Genomic DNA, 24269 nt, shown 5'->3' with positions numbered 1-24269 from the left:
GTGCAAATGCAGCATGTAATCGATCACAAAAGTTAGCGTGAATAGCAATGCATTTCGACAAATCCGCCAGACCGAAAATGGGGTCGACGATACACCTTGTGCATTTTGCGACATATTTTTCTGATAAAAAACAATGTAATAAATTGAACCGTTAAAACCCCTGTGCTCACTGCGCAACAGTTTGGGGGCAATATTCAGACACGCTTGACAGCGATGTCTGAACGATGGATCAAGATAGGCGAAGCGACACAAGATCGTTTTCAAACATGGAGAGGGACTATGAAGAAAAACGTCTTTTTGGGCGTTGCGTCAGCTATGGCGCTGACCGCGGGATCGCAGGCTTATGCTCAAACCACCCAGGTAACCAGCGACGGCGATATTATCGTTACCGCCACCCGTACCGAGACCCTGCTGTCCAAAACGCCGATCGCCATGACGGCCGTCAGCGGTGATCAGCTGGTGCAAAAGGGCATCACCAACACGACCCAGTTGGCGGACTCTGTTCCCAACGTGTCGATCGTGCGCGGCAACGGCCTTCAGATCACCATCCGCGGCGTGACCAGCACCGACGGCACCGAAAAGGGCGACCCTTCGGCGGCATTTCTGGCCGACGGCATCTATCTGGCCCGTCCGCAGGCCCAGGAAGTCAGCTTCTTTGACGTCGAACGCGTGGAAGTTCTGCGCGGTCCGCAAGGCACGCTGTATGGCCGCAACACCACGGCTGGCGTGGTCAATGTGATCACCGCATCGCCCAAGCACAAGTTTGGCGCGTCGGTCGACACGATGTACGAAAGCTTCAACCACGTTAACGCCACCGCCACGGTGAACGTTCCGGTTACGGAAACCTTCGCCCTGCGCGCCGCTGTCAACTATGACCGCCGCGACACTTTCGTGAACAAGACCTCGACCGACAAGTTCAGCTGGGGTCCGTTCAAGGACGTTTTCGCCGCCCGCCTGTCGGCGCTGTGGGAGGCGACCCCGAACCTCAAGGTTCTGGTCAAGGGTGACTATTCGCTCGACGATGGTTACGGCGTCAATTCGGTGCCAATCACCAACTTCTTTACCAGCACCGTGGGCGGGGCCACGCCCGGCGTGATGGTCACACCGACCTATAACGTCAACGCTTCTGCCACGGCGCTGCGCAGCAGCAACTTTGCCGAACAGTGGCAGGGCAAGAACCACAACAAGGGCGCTGGCGTGATGGGCCAGGTCGACTGGAACGTCAGCGATTCGCTGACGGCGACCTATCTGGGTTCGTATCGCACGATGGATCGCTATTCGCTGGGCTCGCTCTATTCGGCCAGCACGGCGGGTGCAGGCAACCGCACGACCTTTACCGGCAGCTATTGGCAGACCAGCCATGAAGCGCGTCTGGCTTTCAAAAAGGGGCCGATCTTTATTCAGGCCGGCGGTTACTATTTCAAGGAACAGTCGGGCATCGCCTTCTTCATCCTCGACTTCTTCGGCCCCAACAGCCGGTTTGGTTTCCCGCAGGATCCGACCAAGGCCGTCACCAAGGGCGCCTTTGCCCAGGGGTCGTATAATTTCACCGACAATCTGAAGCTGACGGCCGGCGTTCGTTATTCCAGCGACGACAAGAGCCGCGTGGGCGCCACCGTCAATGACAACCTGCTGACCGGCGCGCGCACCACGTTCCAGACCAACAACGCAAGCCGCAATTTCAGCAAGACGACGTGGCGTGTGGGCGTGGACTATGACCTGCCCGGCATCGGCCTGCTCTATGGCAGCGTCGCCACCGGCTACAAGGCTGGCGGTTTCAACGACGGTTGCGAAATCGGCACCGGCACGGGTTGCGCCCTGCCTGCATCGGCACTCTATTATGCGCCCGAAACGCTGACTGCCTATGAAGCCGGCTTCAAGGTCCACACGCCTGACAACGTGCTGCGCTTTAACGGCAACTATTTCCACTACGACTATAACGGCCTTCAGGTGTCGTCGGTGCAGAACGTCTGCGGCGGCCCCTGCCAGGTGACGGCCAACGCCGCCACGGCCAAGGTTGACGGCGTGGAACTCGAAGCCGTGTTGCGCCCGGCCAAGAACCACACGTTTGATGCGATGGTGACTTTCCTTGACGCGCGTTATGGCAATTACACCCCGCCGATCAACGGGGCGAATGCCAATTTTGCAGGGCTGCAATTGAACCGCAGCCCCAAGTCGGTGGTCGCTCTGGGCTATACCTATAACCAGCCGCTGGCCAATGGCGGCGAAGTGGTCCTGAACGCTCGCACCCGCGTTTCGGCCAGCTATGCGCTGACCGACGTTGGCAATGGCCTTTTCTTCCGTCAGCCGGGTTACAGCAAGACCGATATTTCGATCACCTATAACTCGCCCGACAAGAAGTATTATGTCGGCGCCTTCGGCAAGAACCTGGAAAACCGCATTGTGCTGACCGGCGCGACCGGTACGACGCCGACGTCGTCCTTTGCCGGGACGGCCGTGTTTGAAGATCCGCGCACTTTTGGCGTTCGTGCGGGGATGAAGTTCTAAGAAAAATCTGAAGCTTGTATGTTAGGGATCAGCCGCAAGCCAACTATCCGGCTTGCGGCTGATTTCAGGAAATTTTGATGCACTGGCCCATGGAGTGGCAGGAGAAGACCATGAAAATTCAGTTTCAATGTCTCGCAGGCGTGGCGATCATCGCGATCGGATCGACCATGGCCCATGCTGCTGCTCCTACGGCCGCCGATGTCGCTGCCGCCGATGCGCGGGCGGCTGCCACGGTCAAGGCGATGAAGGGTGAGGAAAAGACGATCCTTACCCATGGTATCATGCCTTTGCCGTTTGGTCCCAATCCGGCCAAGCCCCCGGAAGGGGCGATTCCCGGTGCAGGCTATATTGCAGGTATCCCCCGTCTGGGCGTTCCCGCCTTGAAGGAAACCGACGCGTCGCTGGGCGTGTCCTATGTTGGCGGTGCGCGCAAGGACGGCTCTACCGCGCTGCCTTCGGGGCTGGCACAGGCGGCCTCGTGGAACCCGGCCCTGCTGGAACAGGGCGGGGCGATGATTGGGTCCGAGGCGCGCGCCAAGGGCTTTAACGTGCTGCTGGCGGGCGGCGTCAATTTGACCCGCGATCCGCGCAACGGGCGCACGTTTGAATATCTTTCCGAAGACCCGCTGCTGTCGGGCATGCTGGTGGGTGCGGCCATTCGCGGCATTCAGTCGAATGGCATCATCTCGACCATCAAGCATTTTGCGCTGAACGGTCAGGAAACCGGACGCAAATTCGTCGATATCCAGATCACCGACGCCAATGCGCGCGAAAGCGACCTGCTGGCCTTTAAGATCGGCATCGAACAGGGCCAGCCCCTTTCGGTGATGTGCGCCTATAACCGCGTTAATGGTGCCAATGCCTGCGACAATGACTATCTGCTCAATACGGTGCTGAAAAAGGACTGGCGCTGGAAGGGTTTTGTCATGTCCGACTGGGGCGCGGTGCCTTCGCTCGACACCGCGATCCACGGGCTGGATCAGCAGTCGGGCGCCGAACTCGACCCCAAGGTTTTCTTCACCGACGATCTGGCCGCCAAGGCCAAGGCCGATCCCAAATGGGCGGCGCGTCTTGATGACATGAACCGCCGCGTGTTGACCGCGATCTACGCCACCAATCTGGACAAGAATGACGCCAAGCCGGGCGTCAAGATCGATTTTGTCAAGAATGGCGAAGTGGCGCTGGAGGCGGAAAAGCAGGGCATCGTTCTGCTCAAGAACAATGGCAACCTGCTGCCCTTGGCCAAGAATGCCAAGCGCATTGCGGTGATTGGCGGCTATGCTGCCTCGGGCGTGCTGTCGGGTGGTGGGTCCAGCCAGACCGACCCAGAAGGCGGGCCAAAGGCGGTCGTCCCGCTGGGCGGAGATGGTCCGTGGGCCGCTTTCTTTAGCCAGCATTATCATGGTGTTGCCCCTCTGACATCGATCAAGGCGCAGGCCAAGGACGCCAATGTGACCTATCGCGACGGCACGGTCATCGCCGATGCGGTGGATCAGGCCAAGAAGGCCGATGTCGCCATCGTCTTTGCCACCAAATGGTCAACCGAAGGACAGGACCACGCCGATTTCAGCCTGCCCAATGGTCAGGACGCGCTGATCGCGGCGGTGGCAGCCGCCAATCCGCGCACGATCGTCGTGCTGGAAACCGGCAACCCGGTGGACATGCCCTGGCTGGACAAGGTGCCCGCCGTGGTCGAGGCATGGTATGGCGGCAGCCGTGGCGGCGACGCCATTGCCAGCGTGCTGTTTGGTGAAACCAACCCGTCGGGCCGTCTGCCGATCACTTTCCCGGCCCGCGCCTCGCAATTGCCGCGTCCGGTGGTGGATGGCTATTGGGATCTGGAAACCAATTTTGCCGGTGACCCGCCCACGCCCGACACCAAATTGCTGGCCAATTACAATATCGAAGGTTCCGATGTCGGCTATCGCTGGTTCGCGCGCAAGGGTGAAAAGGCGTTGTTCCCCTTCGGCCATGGCCTTAGCTATACCAGCTTTGCCGCTGATGGTCTGAGCGTGAAGGGTCTATCGGCCAGCTTTACGGTCAAGAACACCGGCGCACGCGAAGGCGCTTATGTTGCCCAGCTTTACCTGACCTCGCGTGGTGGAGAGGCCAAGCAGCGTCTTGCCGGTTTTGCCCGTGTCGAGTTGAAGGCGGGCGAAAGCAAGCCGGTCACGCTGACCATTGACCCGCGCATTCTGTCCGACTGGACCGACAAGGGTTGGAGCCTGAAGGGCGGTCAGTACAGCTTTGCGCTGGGGCAGGATGCGGAACATCTGGGCACGCCGGTCACGACCAAGATTGCCGCCAAAACCTGGAAGGATTAAGCCGATGCGTTCATCATGGTTGATGGCCGCAGCGCTTATGACGACCACCGCATCCCTTCATGCCGAAAGCGTCGCCGTAACAGGCGGCGCGGTTTCGGGCGTGACCTCGGAAGGCGTGACGGCCTTCAAGGGCATCCCCTATGCCGCGTCGCCCACGGGCGCGAACCGTTGGCGCGCGCCGCAACCGGTTGTGGCGTGGAAGGGGGTGCGTGACGGCAGCGCCTATGGCCATGATTGCGCGCAGGCGCCGTTTCCGCCCGATGCGGCGCCCATCACCACCACACCTTCGGAGGATTGCCTCTATCTCAACGTGTGGAAACCCGCCTCGGTCAAGGCCGGGGACAAGTTGCCGGTGATGGTGTGGATACATGGCGGCGGTTTTGTGAATGGCGGTTCGTCGCCGGGCGTCTATTCGGGACAGAATTTCGCGCGTGACGGCGTAGTCTTTGTCAGCCTCAATTATCGTCTTGGCCGCTTTGGCTTCTTTGCCCATCCGGGGCTGGCCGCCGAAGGGTTGGGGGGCAATTTCGGTTTCCTTGATCAGATCGAGGCGCTGAAATGGGTGCGGGCCAATGTCGCCAAATTCGGCGGTGATCCTTCACGTGTGACCGTGTTTGGTGAAAGCGCGGGCGGGATGAGCATGCATATGCTGCTCCAATCGCCTCTGGCGCGCGGCTTGTTCAATCAGGTGGTGATTGAAAGCGGCGGCGGGCGCAATGGCACCATGCCGCAACCTACGATGGCGAAGGCAGCGCGGGTGGGGGCAGAATTTGCCCCTGGACTGACCGCGGCGCAATTGCGCGCCTTGCCTGAGGCCAAAGTGACGGGCGACCTTTCGATGATGTCGATGGGCCAGAAGGGCTATTCCGGCCCGATGGTCGACGGGCGCACGATCCTTGGCGCTCCCGATGATGCGATTGCGGCGGGACTGACGGCCGATGTGCCGGTGATTGTGGGCGCCAATTCGGCGGACGGGTTTGCCTTTGGTACGGATAAGGACAAGGTCTTTGCTCAGTTCGGCCCCGATGCTGATGCTGCGCGCAAGGTCTATGATCCCGATGGAACCAAGCCAGCGGGCCATATCGCCATGGGCATAAGCGCGGATCAGATGTTCATCGAACCGGCGCGCCACGTTGCACGTTTGATGGCGGCACGCGGACAGAAGGTGTGGCTCTATCGCTTTGGCTATGCCGTGCCATCCATGGCGGCGGCCATTGGCGGGGCCGCGCATGCCAGCGAATTGCCCTATGTTTTCGATACGGTGCTCGCGCGCAAGGGTGATGCGCCGATTGCCGAAGAGCAGCCGGTGGCCAGCCTGACGCATCGCTATTGGGTGAATTTCGTCAAGACCGGCAAGCCTGATGCTTCGGGCGTTCCGGCCTGGCCGCAGACGACGGCGACAACGACCACGTTGCAGTTGATTGACGGTAAAGGCGCGGCCCATGTCGATGATCCCTATACCGCGCGGCTGGATTTCACCGCCCGCAGGATCGGCGGGTAAAATACAGGGGCGCCGGATCAAACCGGCGCCCCATTTTGTATCAACGGAAACCGTTCTTTTTCAGGAAATCGGCGCTGCCCTTGATGGCCACCATCAGGTCTTCGGCGCGGTCCTGTTCGACGAAGTAATGTTCGACGCCCGATGCTTCGGCCGCTTTGATGATCCCGGCCATATCCAGATCGCCATCGCCCAGATAGGTGAGGAAGGGGAACAGGTCGATCCATTCGTCGGAGTTGCCGCCGTCGCCTTTGAAATGATGGACGCCCTTCATGTCCTTCAGGTGGACCATCTTGTAGCGGCCCTTGTAACGCGCCAGATATTCCTTGGGATCGCCGCCGCCCGCAAAGTTCCAATAGACGTCCAGTTCAAGGAAAACCGATTTGGGATCGGTGGCGTCGAGCATGGTGCGCAGCGGAATTTTGCCATCGACCGGGCTGAGCCCATAGCCGTGGTTGTGATAGCCAAAGCGGACCCCGTGGCGCAGCGCATCCTGACCGATCTTGTTGAACAGATCGGCGGCGCGCTTGTAATCATCAAGGTTTTTGCGCATTTCGGCGGGCAGCGAGGGCAGGGTGACATAAGTCGAACCCAGCGTATGCGCGGCCTCGGCCAATTTGCCCATGCCGGTTTGCAGCGTGTAAATGTCGGTGTGGAGCGAGGGCACTTTCAGCCCGTGGCGATCCATGACGGATTTGACCTGCGACGCGCTGCGGCCAAAGAAACCGCTACCCGAAAAGCCCAGCGCGGGGGTGACGGCGGCCCAGCTTTTCTTGTTGCGCTCGTCGCTGAAATCATAGGGGCCGTACATTTCCAATTCGCGGTAACCAAGACCGGCCAACATCGCGATGGTCTTTTCAAAATCCTGCGCTAGCAGTTTGGCCACAGTCCATAACTGAATGCCGATCAGCTTGGGCTTTGTTGCGGAAAAGGCCGGCGACGCGGTGAAAAGCGCGGCCATGGCGCCCGTTTGTGCGATGAAACGGCGTCTGTCCATGTTTCAGGTCCTCCATTTTGGTATCGTTTTCAAGTTCTCTTTAGTTCCTCCACAATTCCCCCCTTGGTCAAGTCGCATTCGTTATTGCGCGCAAGATTTAGCTGGTGATGTGCCCCCGATGCGCGGCAAGGCAGGCCGATATACTGGCCACCAACAGGGTAAAGGCCGCGACCTCGCCCAAGGTCGGCCAGCGCCCCTCCCACAAAAAACCATAGAGCAGCGCAAAGAGTGTTTCGAACAGGATCATTTGCCCCACCAGCGTCAGTGGCAAAAGACGGCTCATCCGGTTCCACAAAGCATTGCCCGCGATGGAGGCCAGCAGGGCCACGCCCAAGGATACCGCCAGATAGCGCGCCCATTCCGCGCCGGAATGGGGCGCAATGCCCGCGGCCAGCGCCAGAGGCACCAGACACAGCGCCTGCGCCCCGGTCATGACGCCGATCAACAGGTTCCAGTCCTGCGCGCTGATCCCGTGCAAGCGCAACAGCCAGCGTGCATTGCCCACCGCATAGGCGGTCCAGCAGATCAGCGCGCCCACCGCGCAGGCCATGCCCAACAACTGATCAAGCGAATGGGTTGCGTTGGCCTGCTGCACCGCTTGCCACCCGATGCACAATCCTCCACCGGCGCAGAGCAGCAATGATGGCAGCAACCGCGCCAAGGGCACCGCGTCATGATCCCGGCTGCCGATGATCGTTACCGCGACGGGCAGAAATCCGATGATCAGCGATGTCATGGCAATGCCGCCCATCTGTACCGCCGCGGAAAGCAGGAAATAATAGACCGTATTGCCCGCCAGAGAGAGCCAGATCAGCGCCAGCAAACCATCCCATCCAATATGCCGCAGCAACCGTGGCAAGCGCGGCGCCACGGCCACCAAGGCCATCAAGCCATAGGCGACATAGCGACCGATGGTAAGTTCGAGCGGCCGAAACATGCCGGTCAGTTCGGGCGCCAGAAACACCAGTCCCCAAAGCGCGCCCGCCCCCACGCCGCATGCAACGCCCAACCATGATAGGCCGCGAGGGGCCGGGGTGTTTTGGGCAATCTGCATGGTGATCATTCTCGCCATAAGGGATGGTGTGAGATATATCATCGTCATGCCGGGTTGTTGGCGCAAATATGGGCGGATAAATGCAACAAATACTCGTAAAAGAGCAAGGTGATGGGTAAATCGCCTCGCGCACTCGACAGTTTCGATCTGGCGATCCTGAAGATCATTCAGCACGACAATAAACGCCCCCAGCGCGAAATTGCCGAGGCGGTCAATCTGTCCGCCGCGGCGGTGCAAAGGCGGATTGCCGCGATGGAGGAGGTGGGCGTGATCGCCGCCCATGTCGCGCAGATAGATCCCGATGCGCTGGCCTTGCCGATCACGGCGATTGTCGAGGTACATTTGCGCGACGAACGCGCCGCCACCGTGGACGCCGCCAAGGCGCTGTTTCGCGCCGCGCCGGAGGTTCAGCAATGTTATTACGTCACAGGCGGCATCAGCTTTGTTCTGATCATCATCAGTCAGGATATGCGCGCCTATGAGGCGCTGACCCGGCGTTTGTTTTCTGAAAGCGATCTGGTTGAAAGGTTTCGGACACTGGTCGCGCTGGACCGGGTCAAGGCGGGTATGAGCCTGCCTCTGGATTAAGGCCGCACCGGGGGAGAGACCCGATGCGGCCAGCCCGGATTTACCGTGCGTCCTGCAAAATGAGTTCCGATGCGCGGGCGCCGACGGCCATGGCGGGCCCATTGGTATTGCCCGAAACCGGCGAGGGCATGATCGAGCAATCGACCACGCGAAGCCCATCAACGCCATGCACCCGGCACCGCGCATCGGTGACCGATGTGGCCCGGTCCGTGCCCATTGCGCAGGTGCCCATGCCATGCAGGCCCGGTTCGGCCATGGCGCGCACGGCGTCGATCAATTCGGCCTCGTTCTGGATATGGTTGCCAGGCACACGTTCGTTCCCGACATAGGGGGCCAGCGCCTCTGCCCCGGCAAAACGGCGCAGGAGGTGGAACAATTCGATGGCCTTCTCCTGATCAAAGGGATCGGACCAGATCGCCGGATCAACCGTGGGGGAGACACGAAAATCGGGCGAGGTGACGATAATATGCCCACGGCTGCGTGGACGCAGGTGATAGGCCGAGAAAGTGATGCCGGGGCGATCGCTGATCGGGCTGCCGGGCTTTTCGGTCATTTCCTGCACCGTGCGCATGGCAAAAGCGGCGGCGGCCAATTGAAAATCGGGCCATTCGGGCGCTGTACCCTGCGAAGGCAGCAGCACGGTGATGGGCAGGCCCACCCGCGCCAACGGTCCGCTGCGTGTCAGGAAATAGCGCAAGGCGTTGAAATAGAGGCGCGGTGAGACATATTCCCGGTTCGTGCCCGGATTGTTGTGCAGGTCATAGGAAATGCCCATCTTTTGATGGTCGAACAGATTGCGCCCGACCATCGGCAATTCGGCCTGAACAGAAATTCCCAATCGTTGCAGATCCGCCCCCGGCCCGACGCCCGACAATTGCAACATTTGCGGCGAACCATAAACGCCCGCCGACACGATCACTTCGCCGCGCGCCGCCATGGTGACATCGGCGCCGTCGCGTTCGACAATGATGCCCGTGGCGCGGCCATTTTCGATCACCACCCGCTTTACCGGATTATTGGTCAGGACGGTCAGATTGGGGCGATGGCGGACCGGGGCGACAAAGGCTTCATAGGCTGATGCGCGCTGGCCATTGCGGCCGACGGTATATTGGGTTCGTCCTGCGGCGGGCTTGCCGGGTGCGGTGATGTCATCGGTCCACGGCGCGCCAAGTGATGCGGCGGCCTGTGCGATGGCGTCGAACACAGGGGAGTGATAGGTCGATGGCGTGATCTGCAATTCACCATCGCGGCCACGACCTTCATGGCCGCCGGGCGCGCGATAGGATTCAAAACCCTTGATACAGCGGCTGATGTCGTCCCAGCCCCAGCCGGAAAGGCCGCGCGCGACCCAGTCATTATAGTCGCCGGGCTGACCGGGCAGATACCATGTGCCGTTGATGGCCGAAGAACCGCCAAGGCCCCGTCCATAGGCTTGCATTTCCTTGCGGCGGCCGGGTTGCTGTACCACGGGATAGGCGCGGAAATAATCGGGTTTGCCCATGATTTTGACAAAGCCGCCCGCCATTTTGATGAAGGGATGCTGATTGTCGCCGCCTTCTTCGATCAACAGGACGTGATGACGGGGATCGGCGCTCAACCGGTTGGCCAGCACGCAGCCTGCCGAGCCTGCGCCCACAATAATATAGTCGAAACTGGCCATCTGCATCCCCGTTCGATTCTCTCAACCTATAATAGAATCATCGTTCTTTTTTCTTCAGCACGGAGCTTGACCCTCTGTCAAGCCTCATTTAGAAGATGAATTCTAATCTATCAAGGAGCGCGGCCATCCCAATCAGGGCGCCGCCCGGAATATCAGCCAAAAGGGAGAGTACGCGATGCTGCCTGTTGAACGAATCATCGGTGAGGAGGGGTTAACCGCAACCCCGCGTGGGGCGCGGTTGGCCATGCGTTTGCCCTGGTACCGTTCCTTGCCGTTTTCGACGGTGGAAGTGGCGGGGGTGACGCTGGATGGCGCGCCGGTCGACCTGTCGGACGCGATGGTGGAATTTGACGATTCCAGTTTCCCTCTGAGCAAAATCGGCGAGCAGACCAATGCGTTCTGGTTCGTGCGCGACAGTGCGTTTCTGGTTCTGCCCGGCGTCGAACTGGCGGTTGAGAGCGAGCATGAAGTCTCGCTGCTGCTGCATGTGAACCCGCCCTATATTCCGGGTATGAAGCGCGTGAACCCGCAAACCGCCACGCTGCGCGTCAACTGATCCGACAGGAGTTGCCATAATGACTGCCTCCACCGGCCCGCAGATGGGCGTAACGCTGTATTCCTTCACCAATGAATGGCTGACCCGCCAGTTCGAACTGGACACGCTGCTGCGCGAAGTGGCCAGTCGCAATCTGGGGCCGAACATCGAAATCATCGGCTTTCAGAGCTTTAAGGAATTCCCCGATGTGTCGGACGATTTCGCGTCCTATTTCAAGGATCTGATTGCCGAAACGGGCCTCAATCCGGTGTCCTGCGCGATCAATTCTGACCGTTTCCTGAAACCCGGCCAACAGCCGATCGATGACGCCACGCTGGTCGAATATCACAAACGTCAATTGCGCAGCGCCAAGAAGCTGGGCTTTTCGATTGCGCGTTCGCAATTCGCGCTGCCCGCACACCTCCTGCCCGAACTCGCGCCCTTCTGCGAGGATTTGGACATCCGCATGGGCGTGGAAGTTCACGCCCCGATGTGGGCCCGCCATCCGGCGGTGCTGGAATATCGCGAGATGTATGAAAAGCTCAACTCGCCCGCACTGGGCTGGATTCCGGACTTTGGCGGCACCGCCCGCGCCATTCCGCCCAGCCTGCTGGACGCCGCGCGTGAAATCGGGACGCCCGAGGCCTTGATCGAGATCACCAAGGAAATCTGGGCCGAAGATGGTCCGTCCTATGTTAAGGCCGGCAAGCTGCGCGAAATTGCGCAGGAGAAGGGCTATGAACAGGCCCATCTTCAGGCCTGCACGCTCTCCTTCTTCATCCTGTCGAACAATGACCCCAAGAGCTGGGCCGAAATGGTGGATCGCACGATCCACATCCACGGCAAGTTCTATGGCGTGAGCGACGAGGGCGTTGAAGAAGCCATCCCCTATGAGGACATTCTGCCGCTGTTCCGCGACGGCGGGTTCACCGGCACGATCGTGTCGGAATGGGAAGGCCATGCCTATTGCACCACCGACGCCTTTGAACAGGTGCGCCGCCATCAGGAAATGTGCCGCCGCATTCTGGCTCAGGCGCCTGTGGCCGCATAAAAAACCATGTCGGCGGGGTTCATCGCTCCGCCGACATCACGCCGCCGGTTTAAGCGATACCGGGATCGATTTATAAGCAGGCGTCCCACTGACCGGATCGAAATCCTCGAGCGGGACAAGGCAATTGGCTTCGGGGTAATAGGCCGCCAGCGATCCGCGTGCGATGGCATGCCGCACGATGGTAAAACCCTTCAGCACGCGCCCCGTGGCGGTGGTCACATCGACCCGGTCGCCATGGTTCAGGCCCAGCATGTGCAGATCGACCTCATTGGCAAAAATGACGTCGCGCCGCCCGGTTACCCCGCGATAGCGGTCGTCCAGACTATAGATCGTCGTATTATACTGATCATGACTGCGGATTGTGGTGAGCAGAAGCGGGCGGGCCTGCGTCGTTTCGGTATGAGGATGGGTGATGAATTGCGCCTTGCCGCTGGGCGTGTTCCAGACGCGCTGGCGGGGACCGACGGTCAGGCTGAAGCCGCCGGGTTCACGCACGCGGCGGTTGAAGTCGTGGAAATCGGGATAGACCTCCTCGATCTTGTCGCGGATCAGGTCGTAATGGCCGACCATGCCATCCCAATCGATGTGTTCGGCATCCAGTGCCGCCTTGGCCAGACCCGCGACGATGGCCGGTTCCGACATCACCAACGGCCCCGGCGGGGTCAGCTTTCCGCGTGAGGCATGGACCATCGACATACTGTCCTCGACCGTGACCCATTGCGGCCCGCTGGCCTGAAGGTCGAGTTCGGTGCGGCCAAGGCAGGGCAGGACCAGCGTTTCGCGTGCCGTCAGCAAACAGGTGCGGTTGAACTTGGTCAGGATCTGTACCGAAAGGTCCAGCCCCCGCACCGCCGCGAAACAGGCGTCGGGATCGGGCATGGCCACGGCCAGATTACCGCCCAGCGCGATCAGCGCCTTTGAGCGCCCCTCGCGCATGGCGGTCAGAGCCTCGACCGCATTATGTCCATGTTTGCGCGGGGACCGGATGCCAAAGGCGGCGTCCAGCTGCGCAAGCATATCCTCTGCCGGCAATTCGGTGATGCCAACGGTGCGGTCGCCCTGAACATTGCTGTGCCCGCGAAGGGGGCAGATGCCCGCGCCCGGACGCCCGAAATTGCCGCGCAGCAGCAGCAGGTTGGCAATTGCCTGAACGTTTTGCGTGCCATGGCGATGCTGGGTGATGCCCATGCCGTAACAGATGATGACCTTTTGCGCGTGGGCATAAGTCTCGGCCATGCTTTCCATTGCATCACGTGACAGGCCCGATGACGCCTCGATCCAAACCCATGATGCCGCATCAATATCGGCCCTCAGCGCATCGAAGCCCTGCGTGTGCTGCGCGATAAAGGCGTGGTCCAGAATGTCGCCACTTTTGTCCTCCATCGCAAACAGCGCCTTCATGATGCCTTTGAGCATCGCCAGATCGCCGCCAATCGCCACCTGATGATAGGCCGATGCCAAAGGCGTGGCATGGGGCGAAAGCATCTCGGTCATGTGTTGGGGCGATTTGAACCGTTCCAGCCCGCGTTCGCGCATGGGATTGGCGACGATGATGGGCACCCCGCGTTTGGATGCCGCGGCAAGGGTGGAAAGCATGCGCGGGTGGTTCGTGCCCGGATTGTGTCCGATACAGAAAATCGCATCGGCCTTGTCAAAATCCTCCAGCGTGACCGTGCCTTTGCCGATGCCGATGGAAACGGGCAGGCCCATGCTGGTGGCCTCGTGGCACATGTTTGAACAATCGGGGAAATTGTTGGTGCCAAAGGCGCGGGCAAAGAGTTGATAGAGGAAAGCCGCCTCGTTCGATGCACGGCCCGAGCAATAGAATTCGGCCATGTCGGGATGGTCGAGCGCGCGCAGCGAGGCCCCGGCGCGGGCAAAGGCTTCGTCCCAGCCGATGGGAACGAAATGATCACTGTCGGGATCATAGCGCAAGGGGGCGGTCAGGCGTCCTGCGTCCTCAAGCTGATGATCGCTCCACGTCCAAAGTTCGCTGGCCGAATGGCGGGCGAAGAAATCGGGATCGACGCGTTTGACGGTCGCCTCCCATGTCACAGCCTTCGCGCCGTTTTCGCAGAATTCGAAGGAGGACGTGTGTTTCGGGTCGGGCCATGCGCAACCGGGGCAATCGAACCCGTCGGGTTGGTTCATCTGTAAAAGGGCGCGGGTGTCGGTGCTGGCCTTCATCTGGGTACGGACCGTGCGGGCAACCGCCGCCAGCGCCCCCCATCCGCCCGCCGGACCTGTATATTCGCCGATGCCGTCGATCTGCTTGCTCATCTTGCGCCTGCCTTGCCTGATGCATTTGGCATTCGCGCATTTGCGAAAAGGAGCAAATTGGAAAAGGTGATGTTTGATAGGGATTGCCTATCAATTATGCCCTGCCACCTTGCGGGCCGCCATCAGGATGGCCTGCGCCATTTCGCTGATCGGCGTGCGATCGGGCGTGATCAGGACGACGCGGCTGATATCAGGCATGGGTTCCATCGGGATAAAGCGCGCCCATTCCAGCCCGCGCAGCAGATTGCGGTGGCTTTCGGGAATGATCGTGGCGAAACTGCCGGTTTCGATGGTGGCCATCAGGGCCACGAAAGTGTCGGCGGTGATGCGCGGTGTCACGGTGACCCCGTGCCACGCGAAACATGCATCGATGATCCGGCGGTTTTGCATGCCCGGATGCAGCAGGCAGAGCGGATGCGCGGCGGCATCGCGCCAACTCATCATGGGCATGGCGCGGATCGCGGCGTTACGGGCACAGGCGAAGATGAAGCGATCTTCCTGTAAATCCACGCTGATCATGCCGGATGTGGCCGTATCATCGGCATAGGAAACCCCCGCGTCCAGTTCAAACGCGGCCAGACCATCGGCGATTTCGTCGGCGCTGAGCGAGCGGATGGAGAGTGTGGTATGAGGATGCCTGTCGGTCAGCGCCTTACAAACCGGCCCGATCAGAGCCATGGCGGCGGGGATGACTCCCAACCGCAATTCCCCGCGCAGGCCGCCGTCCAGCCCGGACAGGGATTGGAACATGCCTTCCTGGGCCGCCACAATCTGTTGTGCCCACGGCAAAAGCGCGCGCCCATGTTCGGTCAGGCCGACAAAGCGCCGGTCACGTTCGACCAGCCTTTTGCCCAATTCCTCCTCCAGCGCGGACAGAGCAACGGAGAGCGAGGGTTGGGTGATGCCGCATATTTCCGCGGCGCGGGCGAAATGCTGTTCCCGCGCCAGTGTCACAAAGTAGCGCAACGTCCGCAGGTTCATAATTGAGCCTTTCAATAGCGATAGTCTATCAATTAACCGGATTGCGGTTCTCGGTCTATGCGCTCCAACGATCGGCTTCCTAACGGCGATCATGACAAAATTAGAATTTTAATTCTTGACGACGCGACGATTGATAACGATAAACTTTGCTCAAATTTAGCGATTCAGCGGCGTTCCGGGGCAACAATCGCAAATTGCAGGAGAGAGATGTTTGCCGTGGGATCGGGGGAGACCGCCTTCCGACTGACCGCCGGCATAGCGAAGGATCGTTTCTGCCCAGTGGCCGCGTTCATTCGTCCGGCAAACGCAAAACAAAAGCAGTCGCCCAAAGTCGGCAGCATGGAGACCTGAAATGGCGGCACAGCAATATGGCAGCGGAGCCCAATTGTCGGCCCGGCAAAAGACGCTGGCGCTGTTCACGTTGATCATCGCGCTGGTTCTGGAAATCGTCGACATGACGATCGTCAACACCGCCCTTCCTGCGATCAAGGCCAGTCTGGGGGCCGATACGCAGGCGTCCCAATGGATCGTGGCGGGCTATTCTCTGGCGTTTGCCCTGTTGTTGATGGCGGGCGGGCGTATGGGGGATTCCTACGGCTATCGGCGGATGTTTATTGTCGGTGTCGTCGGTTTCACGCTGGCCTCCGGGGCCTGCGGATTGGCCGCAACGGGCGCGCAACTGGTTGCCGCCCGCCTGTTGCAGGGCGCAACCGGGGCGATCATGGCGCCGCAATCTCTGGCTCTGGTCCAGATCCTGTTCAGCCCGCTGGAACGGGTTTCGCGCATGGCGATGTTTGGCATTATCGGCGGGCTGGCTGCCATTGCCGGGCCTGTTCTGGGCGGCATGCTGATTGAAGCGAACCTGTTTGAACTGGGCTGGCGGGTGGTGTTTTTGATCAACCTGCCGGTGGGGCTTGGGGCGGTGATTGCCGGACTGGTGTTTTTGCCAGAGGCGCGCTCGCGGCGGCCTGCGGGATTTGATCTTGGCGGCATGGTTCTTTTTGCGCTGGCCATGGCGGCATTGTTCTGGCCCTTGATCGGCGCGGGTGAAGCGGGGCGCGGGGCGGGGCATTTCATAACGTTGTTGGCGGTCTTGCCTCTGGGCATGGCGGCGTGGCGTCATGTCGGACGCCGGGTGAGAGCGGGGCGTTCCGCGCTGTTTGATCCTGCGCTCTTTACCATTCCCACCTTTCGCCAAGGGCTGGCGCTGGCGGTTGTATTCGGTGCTGCGGGGGCCGGGTTTTTGCTGGTCTTTGCCTTTGCGCTTCAGACGGAACGCGGACAAACGCCGCTTTTCACCGGCCTTTTGCACATGCCTTACGGACTTGGCGCGATGTTCGGGATCGGGGTGATGAGCCGCAATTTCCTGCCGCGCCTTGGTCGTTGGGTGCTGGTGATCGGTGCGGGAGTGATGCTGCCTGCCTGCGCCGCGGTGCTGTTTGGCGCGACGGTGGCGCAATGGCCCTGGGCCTTGATTGCCGCGCTCTTGGTGCTGACCGGCGCGGGGATGGGGATGACGACGGGGTGTATCGGCCCGATCGTTGTTTCGCGCGTGGACCGTGACCATGCGGGCGCGGCCAGCGCCCTGCTCAAGACCGCCCAGCAATTGGGCAGCGCCTTGGGCGTGGCTTTGGTGGGCAGCCTCTATTTCGCGTGGAGCGGGGCCTGTGCCTATCCGGCGATGGCGGCGACCTGCGCCATTGATGCGATGTTGGCGGTTTGTGTGCTGCTGGCGCTGCGCCTGCCCGCGCGCTTGTTCTGATTATTCAAAGAAAGGTTTTGCAATGGCTTTCGAGCTTTCGGTCAATCTCGAATATATGTTTCAGGAAGCGGGCGAGCGGTTGGAGGATCGGGTCGCCGCCGCCGCCGCCGCCGGGTTTCGGAAGGCGGAAATGTTCACGACCGAGGGGCGCGATACGGCGTCCTTGGCGCGGGCTTTGGGCGATCACGGCGTCTCGATGATCTCGGTGTTGGCCGATCCGCGCACGCGGTTGATTGAAAGGGAAACCCATGCCGGTTTCCGCGACCTGTTCCGCCGGGCGGCCGAAGGAGCGCTGGCGCTGGGCTGTCATCGCGTGGTTGTGGGTTCGGGGCCGGGCGTCCCTTATATGAAACGCGCCGTTCAATTGGCGATTGTGGCCGAAGCCGTCGCGGGCATCGTGCCGATTGCGCAGGAATTGGGCGTCGTGGCGATGCTGGAACCGGTGAACACGCGGGTCGATCATCCCGGCGTGCTGTTCAGCCAGACGGTCGATGCGGTGGATGTGATCAAGGCGGTGGATGCGCCGCAGGTCCGTTTGCTCTATGACCTCTATCATTCCGTTGTCGAAGGCGAAGATCCCGCCGTTCAGATCGTCCGCCACATTGATATCATCGAACATGTCCAGATTGCCGACGCGCCGGGGCGTGGCGAACCGGGAACCGGCGCCATTGATTGGGCCGCGATGCTGGGCCTGCTGCGCAAGGCTGGTTATGATGGGGCCATTGGCGTGGAATGCCATCCATCCGTCGCATCCACGGCTCAGGCGCTGGATTATATCCGGGAACTGGCACGCTCGATCTGAATTCTATCGCATGGACGGGAAGAGGCGTTCATCCTCTGGTTTCGGCCAGAGGGTGGGCGCCTTTCTTCGTTATGGCGCCTGACGGCATATACGTATAATACAGTTTATCTTTTTCATGTATACCAAGAGGCAATTTTATATACACTGCGCACACCAAAACGACTCTCGCCAAAGGTTTGCCCCATGATGGCTTCTGATCGTGCCGCCCCTGCCAAAGATCTGCTGGAAACGCTGTTTCGCCGGCTGCGCAGGCTGGCGCAGGCCGCCGCCCGCCCGGTGATCGGGCAGGTTTCACCGGCATTGGGGCCACAGGCGCTGATTGGCATGTGCCAGCAATTGCTGGATGAGCGCAGCCAATCTTCGGGCGTCCATCTCGCCGGGGATATTCTTGGGGCCTATGCGCGGTTGGATGATGCGGATAGACGCGTGTTTCTGTGTGATCTGGCGCAAGGTTTCGCGCCCGATGCCCAGGCGATCCGCATCGCCATGGCGGCCTATGACGCCGACCCCACGCCTTTGCGTATGGCCGCCATTTCCCGCCTTGCCGAAGCGCCGCGACAAGAGGTGCTGCGTCGCCTCAATCAAGCGCCGATGGCGACGGGCGCGCTGGTCAATATGCGTGCCGACGTGCTGCGCTTTGTCAAGGATGATCCCGCGCTGCGCGTGCTGGATCAGGATATGGCGCATCTTTTGCGGTCATGGTTCAACCGGGGTTTTCTGGTCATGCGGCGGATCGACTGGTCCAGCCCGGCTGATTTGCTGGAACGCATCATCCGATATGAAGCGGTGCATTCCATCGCCACTTGGGACGAATTGCGCGCGCGCCTTTTGCCGTCGGACCGGCGCTGTTACGGCTTTTTCCATCCTGCCCTTGGCGATGAACCGCTGATTTTTGTCGAGGTGGCGCTGTGCGATGCGATCCCCTCGTCGATCCAGTCCTTGCTGGCGCAGGGGCGCGACGAATTGGACCCCGCGCGTGCCAAGGTCGCCGTGTTCTATTCCATTTCCAATTGTCAGGCGGGTCTTGCGGGCATTTCCTTTGGTCAATTCCTGATCAAACAAGTGGTCGAGGATCTGGGCGCGGAATATCCCGGCCTTGAAACCTATGTCACGCTCTCGCCCATTCCCGGCTTTGCGCGATGGTTGAAAAAGCTCGCCGCCGATGGAGATGAGGCCGCGCAATCCGCATTGGAGGACAAGCCAATGCGCGAATGGCACGTCCATGATCCGCGCCGCGCCGGACTGATGCGGTTGGGCGCGCGTTATTTGCTGGGTGAAAGGGATGGCGAGGGGCGGTTGATCGACCCGGTGGCGCGTTTCCATGTCGGCAATGGCGCGCGGGTTGAACGTCTATGCTGGATGGCGGACACCGGCGCGCGGGGCATGGCGCAATCCCATGGGCTGATGGTCAATTATCTCTATGATCTGGATACGGTGGAGAGCAACCACAACGCCTATGCCCGCCACCGCGTTGTCAACGCCAGTGCGGGCATGAATGGATTGCTGGCCCCGCCGCGCAAATTATGGCGCGCGGCGGGGTAAGGCTTACTTTTTGAACAAGTCGGCGTAGGTTTCGCGCAGCGCTTTTTTCTGGATCTTGCCCATCGTGTTGCGCGGCAGTTCGGGCAGGAAGATCACCCGGCGCGGTTGTTTGAACCGCGCCAGATCGCCCGCAATGGCGGCCAACACCTTGGCCTCGTCCAGTTCCGGATCGCGGGCCTGAACCACGGCCACCACGCCTTCGCCCATATCGGCGTGCGGGATGCCGATGACCGCGCTTTCGGCAATGCCGGGGATGGCATCGATCAGCGCCTCGACCTCAGCCGGGTAAACGTTAAAGCCGCCGCAGATTATCAGATCCTTGGCCCGGCCCACGATCGAGACATAGCCGCGTTCATCAATCACCCCCAGATCGCCGGTGATGAAAAAGCCGTTTTCGCGCAATTCCTCGGCGGTCTTTTCGGGCAATTGCCAATAGCCCTTGAACACATTCGGCCCGCGCACTTCAATGACGCCCACCTCGCCTTGCGGAAGGCTTTCGCCCGTTTCAGGGTTGGCGATGCGAAGTTCAACGCCGGGCAGGGGGAAGCCCACGCTGCCCGGAACCCGGTCGCCGTCATAGGGGTTCGAGGTGTTCATGTTGGTTTCGGTCATGCCATAGCGTTCGAGAATGGCATGGCCAGTCCGGGCGGAAAATTCCTTGTGCGTTTCGGCCGAAAGCGGGGCCGATCCCGATACGAACAGCCGCATATGGGCAACCAGTTCGCGGGTGAAATCCGCCTCGTTCAACAGGCGCGAATAGAAGGTGGGCACGCCCATCAGCACCGTGGCCTGCGGCATCAGGCGGATCAGTTCACGCACGTCGAATTTGGGGCACAGGATGATCGCGCTGCCCGCAGTGATGGTGATGTTGGTGGCGACGAACAGCCCATGCGTATGAAAAATCGGCAGGGCGTGGAGCAGTACGTCACCCTCACTGAAACGCCAGTAATCCTTGAGCGTGGCCGAATTGGAGGCCAGATTGCCCTGTGTCAGCATCGCGCCCTTGGACCGGCCCGTCGTGCCCGATGTATAGAGGATGGCGGCCAGATCATCCATCGCAACAGGGTGAACATCGGCCTGTGCGCTTTGCGCATCGGCGCCGGATGGCAAAGAGCCTTCACCCGATTGGCCCAGCGTCAGGCGCGCGGCAATGCCAAGGTCAGCGCAAAGGGCGGCCATCGCGGCCTCATCCTCAGGGCGATGGATGAACAGGGCGGGCGTGGCGTCAGACAGGAAGAAGCGCACCTCGGCCGCCGTATAGGCGGTGTTGAGCGGCAGATAGACCGCCCCGATCCGCAGTGCCGCCAGATAGGTCAGCAGCGCATCGGCGCTCTTTTCCACCTGCACCGCGATACGGTCGCCCGGCTTGACGCCAGCGGCGCGGAACAGGTTGGCCATCTGGCCGCTGCGCGCCACGGCTTGCGCATAGGTAATCGCGCCGCCATCAGGCAGGATCAGAAAGGGCGCATCGGGCGCGGCGATGCTGCGGTTGTGAAAGATCGAGAAGAGGTCTTGCGCCATGATATGTCCCTTGAACCGATTTTGGGAATCCGTGAACACAGGCCCATACAACATGGTTGATTGCGGTTCTAGTGTATGCAAGAAGCGGATATGAGAAAAATAGCGCATACACGCAACGAGATGGGAAGCGGGATGGATCATGTTTGAGGAAACGCCCAATTTGCTGCTTTCCGAACGCATCCGCATCGCGCTGGCCGATGAGATCACCACCGGGCAACTGGCGCCGGGCGGCGCGCTGGACGAACAGCAGATTGGCGACCGTTTCGGCGCCTCGCGTACGCCGGTGCGTGAGGCGATCCGGCAATTGGCTGCCGTGGGTCTGGTCGAAATGCGGCCCCGGCGCGGAGCGGTCGTATCGGGCGTCAGCACCCAGCGCATCATCGACATGTTCGAAATGAGCGCCGAGATCGAGGCCATGTGCGTGCGTTTGGCCACCTATCGCATGAACCCGGTGGAACGCAGCCGACTGGCGCAATTGCATGAGGATTCCGAGGCGATGGTCGCGGCGGGCGATATTGACGCCTATGACCGGATGAACTGGGAATTTCACCAGACCATTTATGAAGGCACCCATAATGCCTTCATCGTCCAGCAGGCTCTGGCGCTGCGCGATCAGATGGCGGCGTTTCGGCGCACGCAATTGCGCGGGGGTGGACGGCCGGCGCGGTCGCGGGCCGAACATGGCGAATTGCTGGCCGCGATCATGCGCGGGGATGGCGAAGAGGCGGCCAAGTGCATGCGCTCGCACATGTTCCACGCATCGCTTGCACTGGAAAAATACACCGCCGGACGTTGAAAAAGCGTCGTTGATAACCGGCTGGGAGAGGGATCAAATGGCCATATACGGAACTGCGCTTCTGGCGCTTTGCACGCTGATCGGTGTGGCTTTGGGTGAGGCGCTGGGCATGGCGCTGCATGTCAAAGCCAATGTCGGCGGGGTGGGAATTGCCATGATGCTGCTGATCGGGGCGCGGCTGTGGTTGGCCAAAACGGGGCGATTGACGCCGGGGCTCAAGCTGGGCGTCGAGTTCTGGGCGGTGATGTATATTCCCATTGTGGTGGCCATGGCGGCGCAGCAGAACGTTCTGGCCGCGCTCGAAGGCGGGCCGATGGCGGTGCTGACCGGGGTTGTCGTGGTGGCGATCTGTTTCAGCCTTGTCGCCTTGCTCAGCCGGATGACGGGTGCCGCGCATGATTGAGATCGCGCATAAGATCATTGCCGATCAACCGCTGGTTCTGGCCTTTGCCATTGTCGGGGCGCTGATGTGGGCCAGCGCCTTTGTCTCGCGCCTGCTGTTTCGCGGGCGGATCCATGCCAGCGCGATTGCCATTCTCGCGGCTCTCGCTTTGGCCTGGTATGGCGGGGTGATCACCGGGGGCAAGAAGGGGCTGGCCGATGTCCCGGCTTTTGCGGGCCTCTTGCTGATGGGAGGGGCGATGCTGCGCGACTTTGCCATTGTCGCCACCGCCTTTGAAGTGGATGCGATTGAAGCCCGCAAGGCCGGTTTTCTAGGCGCTTTTGCCTTGCTGTTGGGCACAGTTGTTCCCTTTGTCGTGGGGGCCGGTATTGCGTGGAGCTTTGGCTATCGCGATCCGGTGTCGCTGGCCACGCTGGGTGCGGGGGCTGTGACCTATATTGTAGGGCCGGTGACGGGGGCGGCCTTGGGTGCGTCCTCGCCGGTCATGGCGCTCTCGATTGCGACGGGCGTGCTCAAGGCGGTGCTGGTGATGGCGACAACGCCCATGGCGGCGCGCTTCATGGGCCTCAACAATCCGCGCAGCGCGATGATCTTTGGCGGCCTTGCCGGAACGGTCAGCGGCGTAGCGGGCGGTCTGGCGGCCACCGATGAAAAGCTGGTGCCCTATGGCGCGTTGACCGCGACCTTTCACACCGGGCTTGGCTGCCTGCTTTGCCCCTCGATCCTGTTCCTGCTGCTCAAGGCTTTGGTTTGACGCGCAGCATCAGCATCAGCATGACCATGCCCAAGCCCAGCGCCGCGGCAACCGTCGCTGCTGCAAAGGGCGCGGCATAGGTTGAATGCTGAGCCAAAGCACCAGCCAACGGACCGGTTAGGCAAAGGGCTACGTCGATGAACAGGGCGAATGTGCTTAACGCCGTGCCCCGGCTTTGGGCGGGCACGCGTTCGATCACCAATACGCCCAGCGCCGGAAACACCATGGCAAAGCCAAATCCAGTGACAGCGGCGCCCGCAATCGCCATATGGGCGCTGTTCGACGCGGCCATCAACGCAAGACCGGCAACCTCGATCGTGATGAAAACTGCTGATACCGTCAAACCGCCATGCCGCCCCACGCTGCGCACAAAGAGCAGGCGCGAGACGATAAAGGCGCAGCCAAAGGCGGTCAGCGCCATCCACGCATTGGCCCAGCCAAAGGCGTTGAAATAGAGCGCCACAAAACTGGTAATCACGCCAAACCCAATCGTGGCCAGCGCCAGTGCGGTGCCAAAGGGCATGACGGCGCCCAATACGGTCCGCATGGGCCATCGTTCGGCTGTGGGCACTTTCGCTTCGGGCTGTGGCCAGATGAAGCCAAGGCCAATGCCGCCCAGCACCAGAAGCGCAATCCCCAGCGCGGTAATTCCGCCCAGACCATAGATCCACACGCCCGCCGGCGCGCCGCCGGCAATTGCGGCATAGGTGGCGATGCCGTTCCACGAAATCATCCGCGCCGATTGATGCGCGCCCAGTCGCATGATGCCCCAAGCCATCGCGCTTGTGCTGACCAGACTTTCGCTGAAACCCAGCAGGATCCGCGAGACCATCATCACCGCCAGCGCGGCCAGAGGAGTTGTGATCCACAAGGCGGCAATCGTCATCGCCCCTGCGCCCAGACAGGTGATAAAGCCCAGCACAATCGCCCGGCGCGGCCCGGAATGATCGATCATCGGCCCGACAACAATACGGCTCAGCACGGTTGCGACATATTGGGCCGAGATCAGGAACCCCGCGATGACCGGGCCGAAACCCAGCTTGAGCGCCCATCCCGGCAGGACCGCCAAAGGAAGCCCCACGGCAAAATAGGCCAGCGCTGTACAACCTGCGCAAAGGAAAATGCTGCGCGCCGGGGATTCTGTCGTCATGGCCACCTGTTCCGGTTCAGTGCCTTAGCCATGAACCGGGCGGCGGACCATTTCCAGTCTTTT

General features: G+C 60.9%; 20 protein-coding genes. 13 read left to right on the top strand and 7 right to left on the bottom strand.

All coding sequences use genetic code 11. The features are described from left to right. Positions 1–279: 279 nt before the first annotated feature. The 3 genes from ACZ9HU_RS03375 (at position 280) to ACZ9HU_RS03365 (ending at position 6333) form a co-directional block, all read left to right on the top strand. Complete coding sequence (locus ACZ9HU_RS03375; RefSeq protein WP_476102303.1) at positions 280–2508, top strand: TonB-dependent receptor; 2229 nt, start codon at positions 280–282, stop codon at positions 2506–2508. A 110-nt stretch (positions 2509–2618) separates the two neighbouring features. Beyond that, positions 2619–4832: a beta-glucosidase gene (locus ACZ9HU_RS03370; RefSeq protein ID WP_476102301.1), complete on the top strand. Its 2214-nt coding sequence runs from the start codon at positions 2619–2621 to the stop codon at positions 4830–4832. Between the two features lie 4 nt (positions 4833–4836). Beyond that, entirely contained in the window at positions 4837–6333 is a 1497-nt protein-coding gene (locus ACZ9HU_RS03365; protein WP_476102299.1) for a carboxylesterase/lipase family protein, read from the top strand. Positions 6334–6373: 40 nt separating this feature from the next. Here ACZ9HU_RS03365 and ACZ9HU_RS03360 read toward each other — a convergent pair whose 3' ends face one another. Both ACZ9HU_RS03360 and ACZ9HU_RS03355 read right to left on the bottom strand, forming a co-directional pair. Continuing rightward, positions 6374–7327 (bottom strand): sugar phosphate isomerase/epimerase family protein, encoded by a 954-nt coding sequence (locus ACZ9HU_RS03360; RefSeq protein WP_476102297.1) that lies wholly within the window; start codon positions 7325–7327, stop codon positions 6374–6376. A gap of 97 nt (positions 7328–7424) precedes the next feature. Next, entirely contained in the window at positions 7425–8381 is a 957-nt protein-coding gene (locus ACZ9HU_RS03355; protein WP_476102295.1) for a DMT family transporter, read from the bottom strand. Positions 8382–8492: 111 nt separating this feature from the next. Between ACZ9HU_RS03355 and ACZ9HU_RS03350 the strand changes: the two genes are divergently transcribed. After that, the gene (locus ACZ9HU_RS03350; protein ID WP_476102293.1) at positions 8493–8969 is read left to right on the top strand and encodes an Lrp/AsnC family transcriptional regulator; all 477 of its coding nucleotides are present in this window, start codon (positions 8493–8495) and stop codon (positions 8967–8969) included. Positions 8970–9009: 40 nt separating this feature from the next. Here the strand turns inward: ACZ9HU_RS03350 and ACZ9HU_RS03345 are convergent, their stop codons facing one another. After that, on the bottom strand, positions 9010–10629 hold the full coding sequence (locus ACZ9HU_RS03345) for a GMC family oxidoreductase (RefSeq protein ID WP_476102290.1): 1620 nt from the start codon (positions 10627–10629) through the stop codon (positions 9010–9012). Between the two features lie 175 nt (positions 10630–10804). On the opposite strand from ACZ9HU_RS03345, the gene ACZ9HU_RS03340 reads away from it, so the two are divergent. Further along, positions 10805–11185: a C-glycoside deglycosidase beta subunit domain-containing protein gene (locus ACZ9HU_RS03340; protein ID WP_476102288.1), complete on the top strand. Its 381-nt coding sequence runs from the start codon at positions 10805–10807 to the stop codon at positions 11183–11185. Between the two features lie 19 nt (positions 11186–11204). Beyond that, positions 11205–12215: a sugar phosphate isomerase/epimerase family protein gene (locus tag ACZ9HU_RS03335; RefSeq protein WP_476102286.1), complete on the top strand. Its 1011-nt coding sequence runs from the start codon at positions 11205–11207 to the stop codon at positions 12213–12215. A gap of 36 nt (positions 12216–12251) precedes the next feature. Here the strand turns inward: ACZ9HU_RS03335 and ACZ9HU_RS03330 are convergent, their stop codons facing one another. Next, positions 12252–14495, bottom strand: coding sequence for an FdhF/YdeP family oxidoreductase (locus ACZ9HU_RS03330; RefSeq protein ID WP_476102284.1), 2244 nt, complete (start codon positions 14493–14495; stop codon positions 12252–12254). Between the two features lie 90 nt (positions 14496–14585). Beyond that, on the bottom strand, positions 14586–15476 hold the full coding sequence (locus ACZ9HU_RS03325; RefSeq protein WP_476102282.1) for a LysR family transcriptional regulator: 891 nt from the start codon (positions 15474–15476) through the stop codon (positions 14586–14588). Positions 15477–15533: 57 nt separating this feature from the next. On the opposite strand from ACZ9HU_RS03325, the gene ACZ9HU_RS03320 reads away from it, so the two are divergent. The 4 genes from ACZ9HU_RS03320 to ACZ9HU_RS03305 all read left to right on the top strand — a co-directional run bounded on the left by ACZ9HU_RS03320 (position 15534) and on the right by ACZ9HU_RS03305 (position 19582). Continuing rightward, a complete protein-coding gene (locus tag ACZ9HU_RS03320; protein WP_476102280.1) occupies positions 15534–15827 on the top strand; it encodes a hypothetical protein in 294 nt (97 codons plus the stop codon). A gap of 1 nt (position 15828) precedes the next feature. After that, a complete protein-coding gene (locus ACZ9HU_RS03315) occupies positions 15829–17238 on the top strand; it encodes an MFS transporter (protein WP_476102278.1) in 1410 nt (469 codons plus the stop codon). Positions 17239–17260: 22 nt separating this feature from the next. Then, positions 17261–18040, top strand: coding sequence for a TIM barrel protein (locus ACZ9HU_RS03310; RefSeq protein ID WP_476102277.1), 780 nt, complete (start codon positions 17261–17263; stop codon positions 18038–18040). Between the two features lie 183 nt (positions 18041–18223). After that, on the top strand, positions 18224–19582 hold the full coding sequence (locus tag ACZ9HU_RS03305) for a malonyl-CoA decarboxylase (protein WP_476102275.1): 1359 nt from the start codon (positions 18224–18226) through the stop codon (positions 19580–19582). Positions 19583–19585: 3 nt separating this feature from the next. Here the strand turns inward: ACZ9HU_RS03305 and ACZ9HU_RS03300 are convergent, their stop codons facing one another. Beyond that, entirely contained in the window at positions 19586–21103 is a 1518-nt protein-coding gene (locus ACZ9HU_RS03300) for a malonate--CoA ligase (protein ID WP_476102273.1), read from the bottom strand. A 139-nt stretch (positions 21104–21242) separates the two neighbouring features. Between ACZ9HU_RS03300 and ACZ9HU_RS03295 the strand changes: the two genes are divergently transcribed. Genes ACZ9HU_RS03295 through madM form a run of 3 tightly spaced genes read left to right on the top strand, consistent with a single transcriptional unit; the run spans position 21243 to position 23056 of the window. Beyond that, positions 21243–21899: a GntR family transcriptional regulator gene (locus ACZ9HU_RS03295; protein WP_476102271.1), complete on the top strand. Its 657-nt coding sequence runs from the start codon at positions 21243–21245 to the stop codon at positions 21897–21899. A gap of 37 nt (positions 21900–21936) precedes the next feature. After that, positions 21937–22302 carry a malonate transporter subunit MadL gene (gene madL, locus ACZ9HU_RS03290; RefSeq protein WP_476102269.1) on the top strand — a complete coding sequence of 122 codons (366 nt, stop codon included), beginning with the start codon at positions 21937–21939 and terminating at the stop codon, positions 22300–22302. Beyond that, complete coding sequence (gene madM, locus ACZ9HU_RS03285; protein WP_476102267.1) at positions 22295–23056, top strand: malonate transporter subunit MadM; 762 nt, start codon at positions 22295–22297, stop codon at positions 23054–23056. The genes madL and madM overlap by 8 nt, the downstream gene beginning before the upstream one ends. Here the strand turns inward: madM and ACZ9HU_RS03280 are convergent. Further along, positions 23040–24206, bottom strand: a complete 1167-nt coding sequence (locus ACZ9HU_RS03280; RefSeq protein ID WP_476102265.1) for an MFS transporter — start codon at positions 24204–24206, stop codon at positions 23040–23042. The two genes, madM and ACZ9HU_RS03280, sit on opposite strands and share 17 nt — an antisense overlap. Between the last annotated feature and the right edge of the window lie 63 nt (positions 24207–24269).

The organism is Novosphingobium sp. Sphag1I, assembly GCF_056279125.1.
The sequence above is the reverse complement of the archived record's forward strand: the minus strand, read 5'-3'. Positions and strand labels throughout refer to the sequence as shown.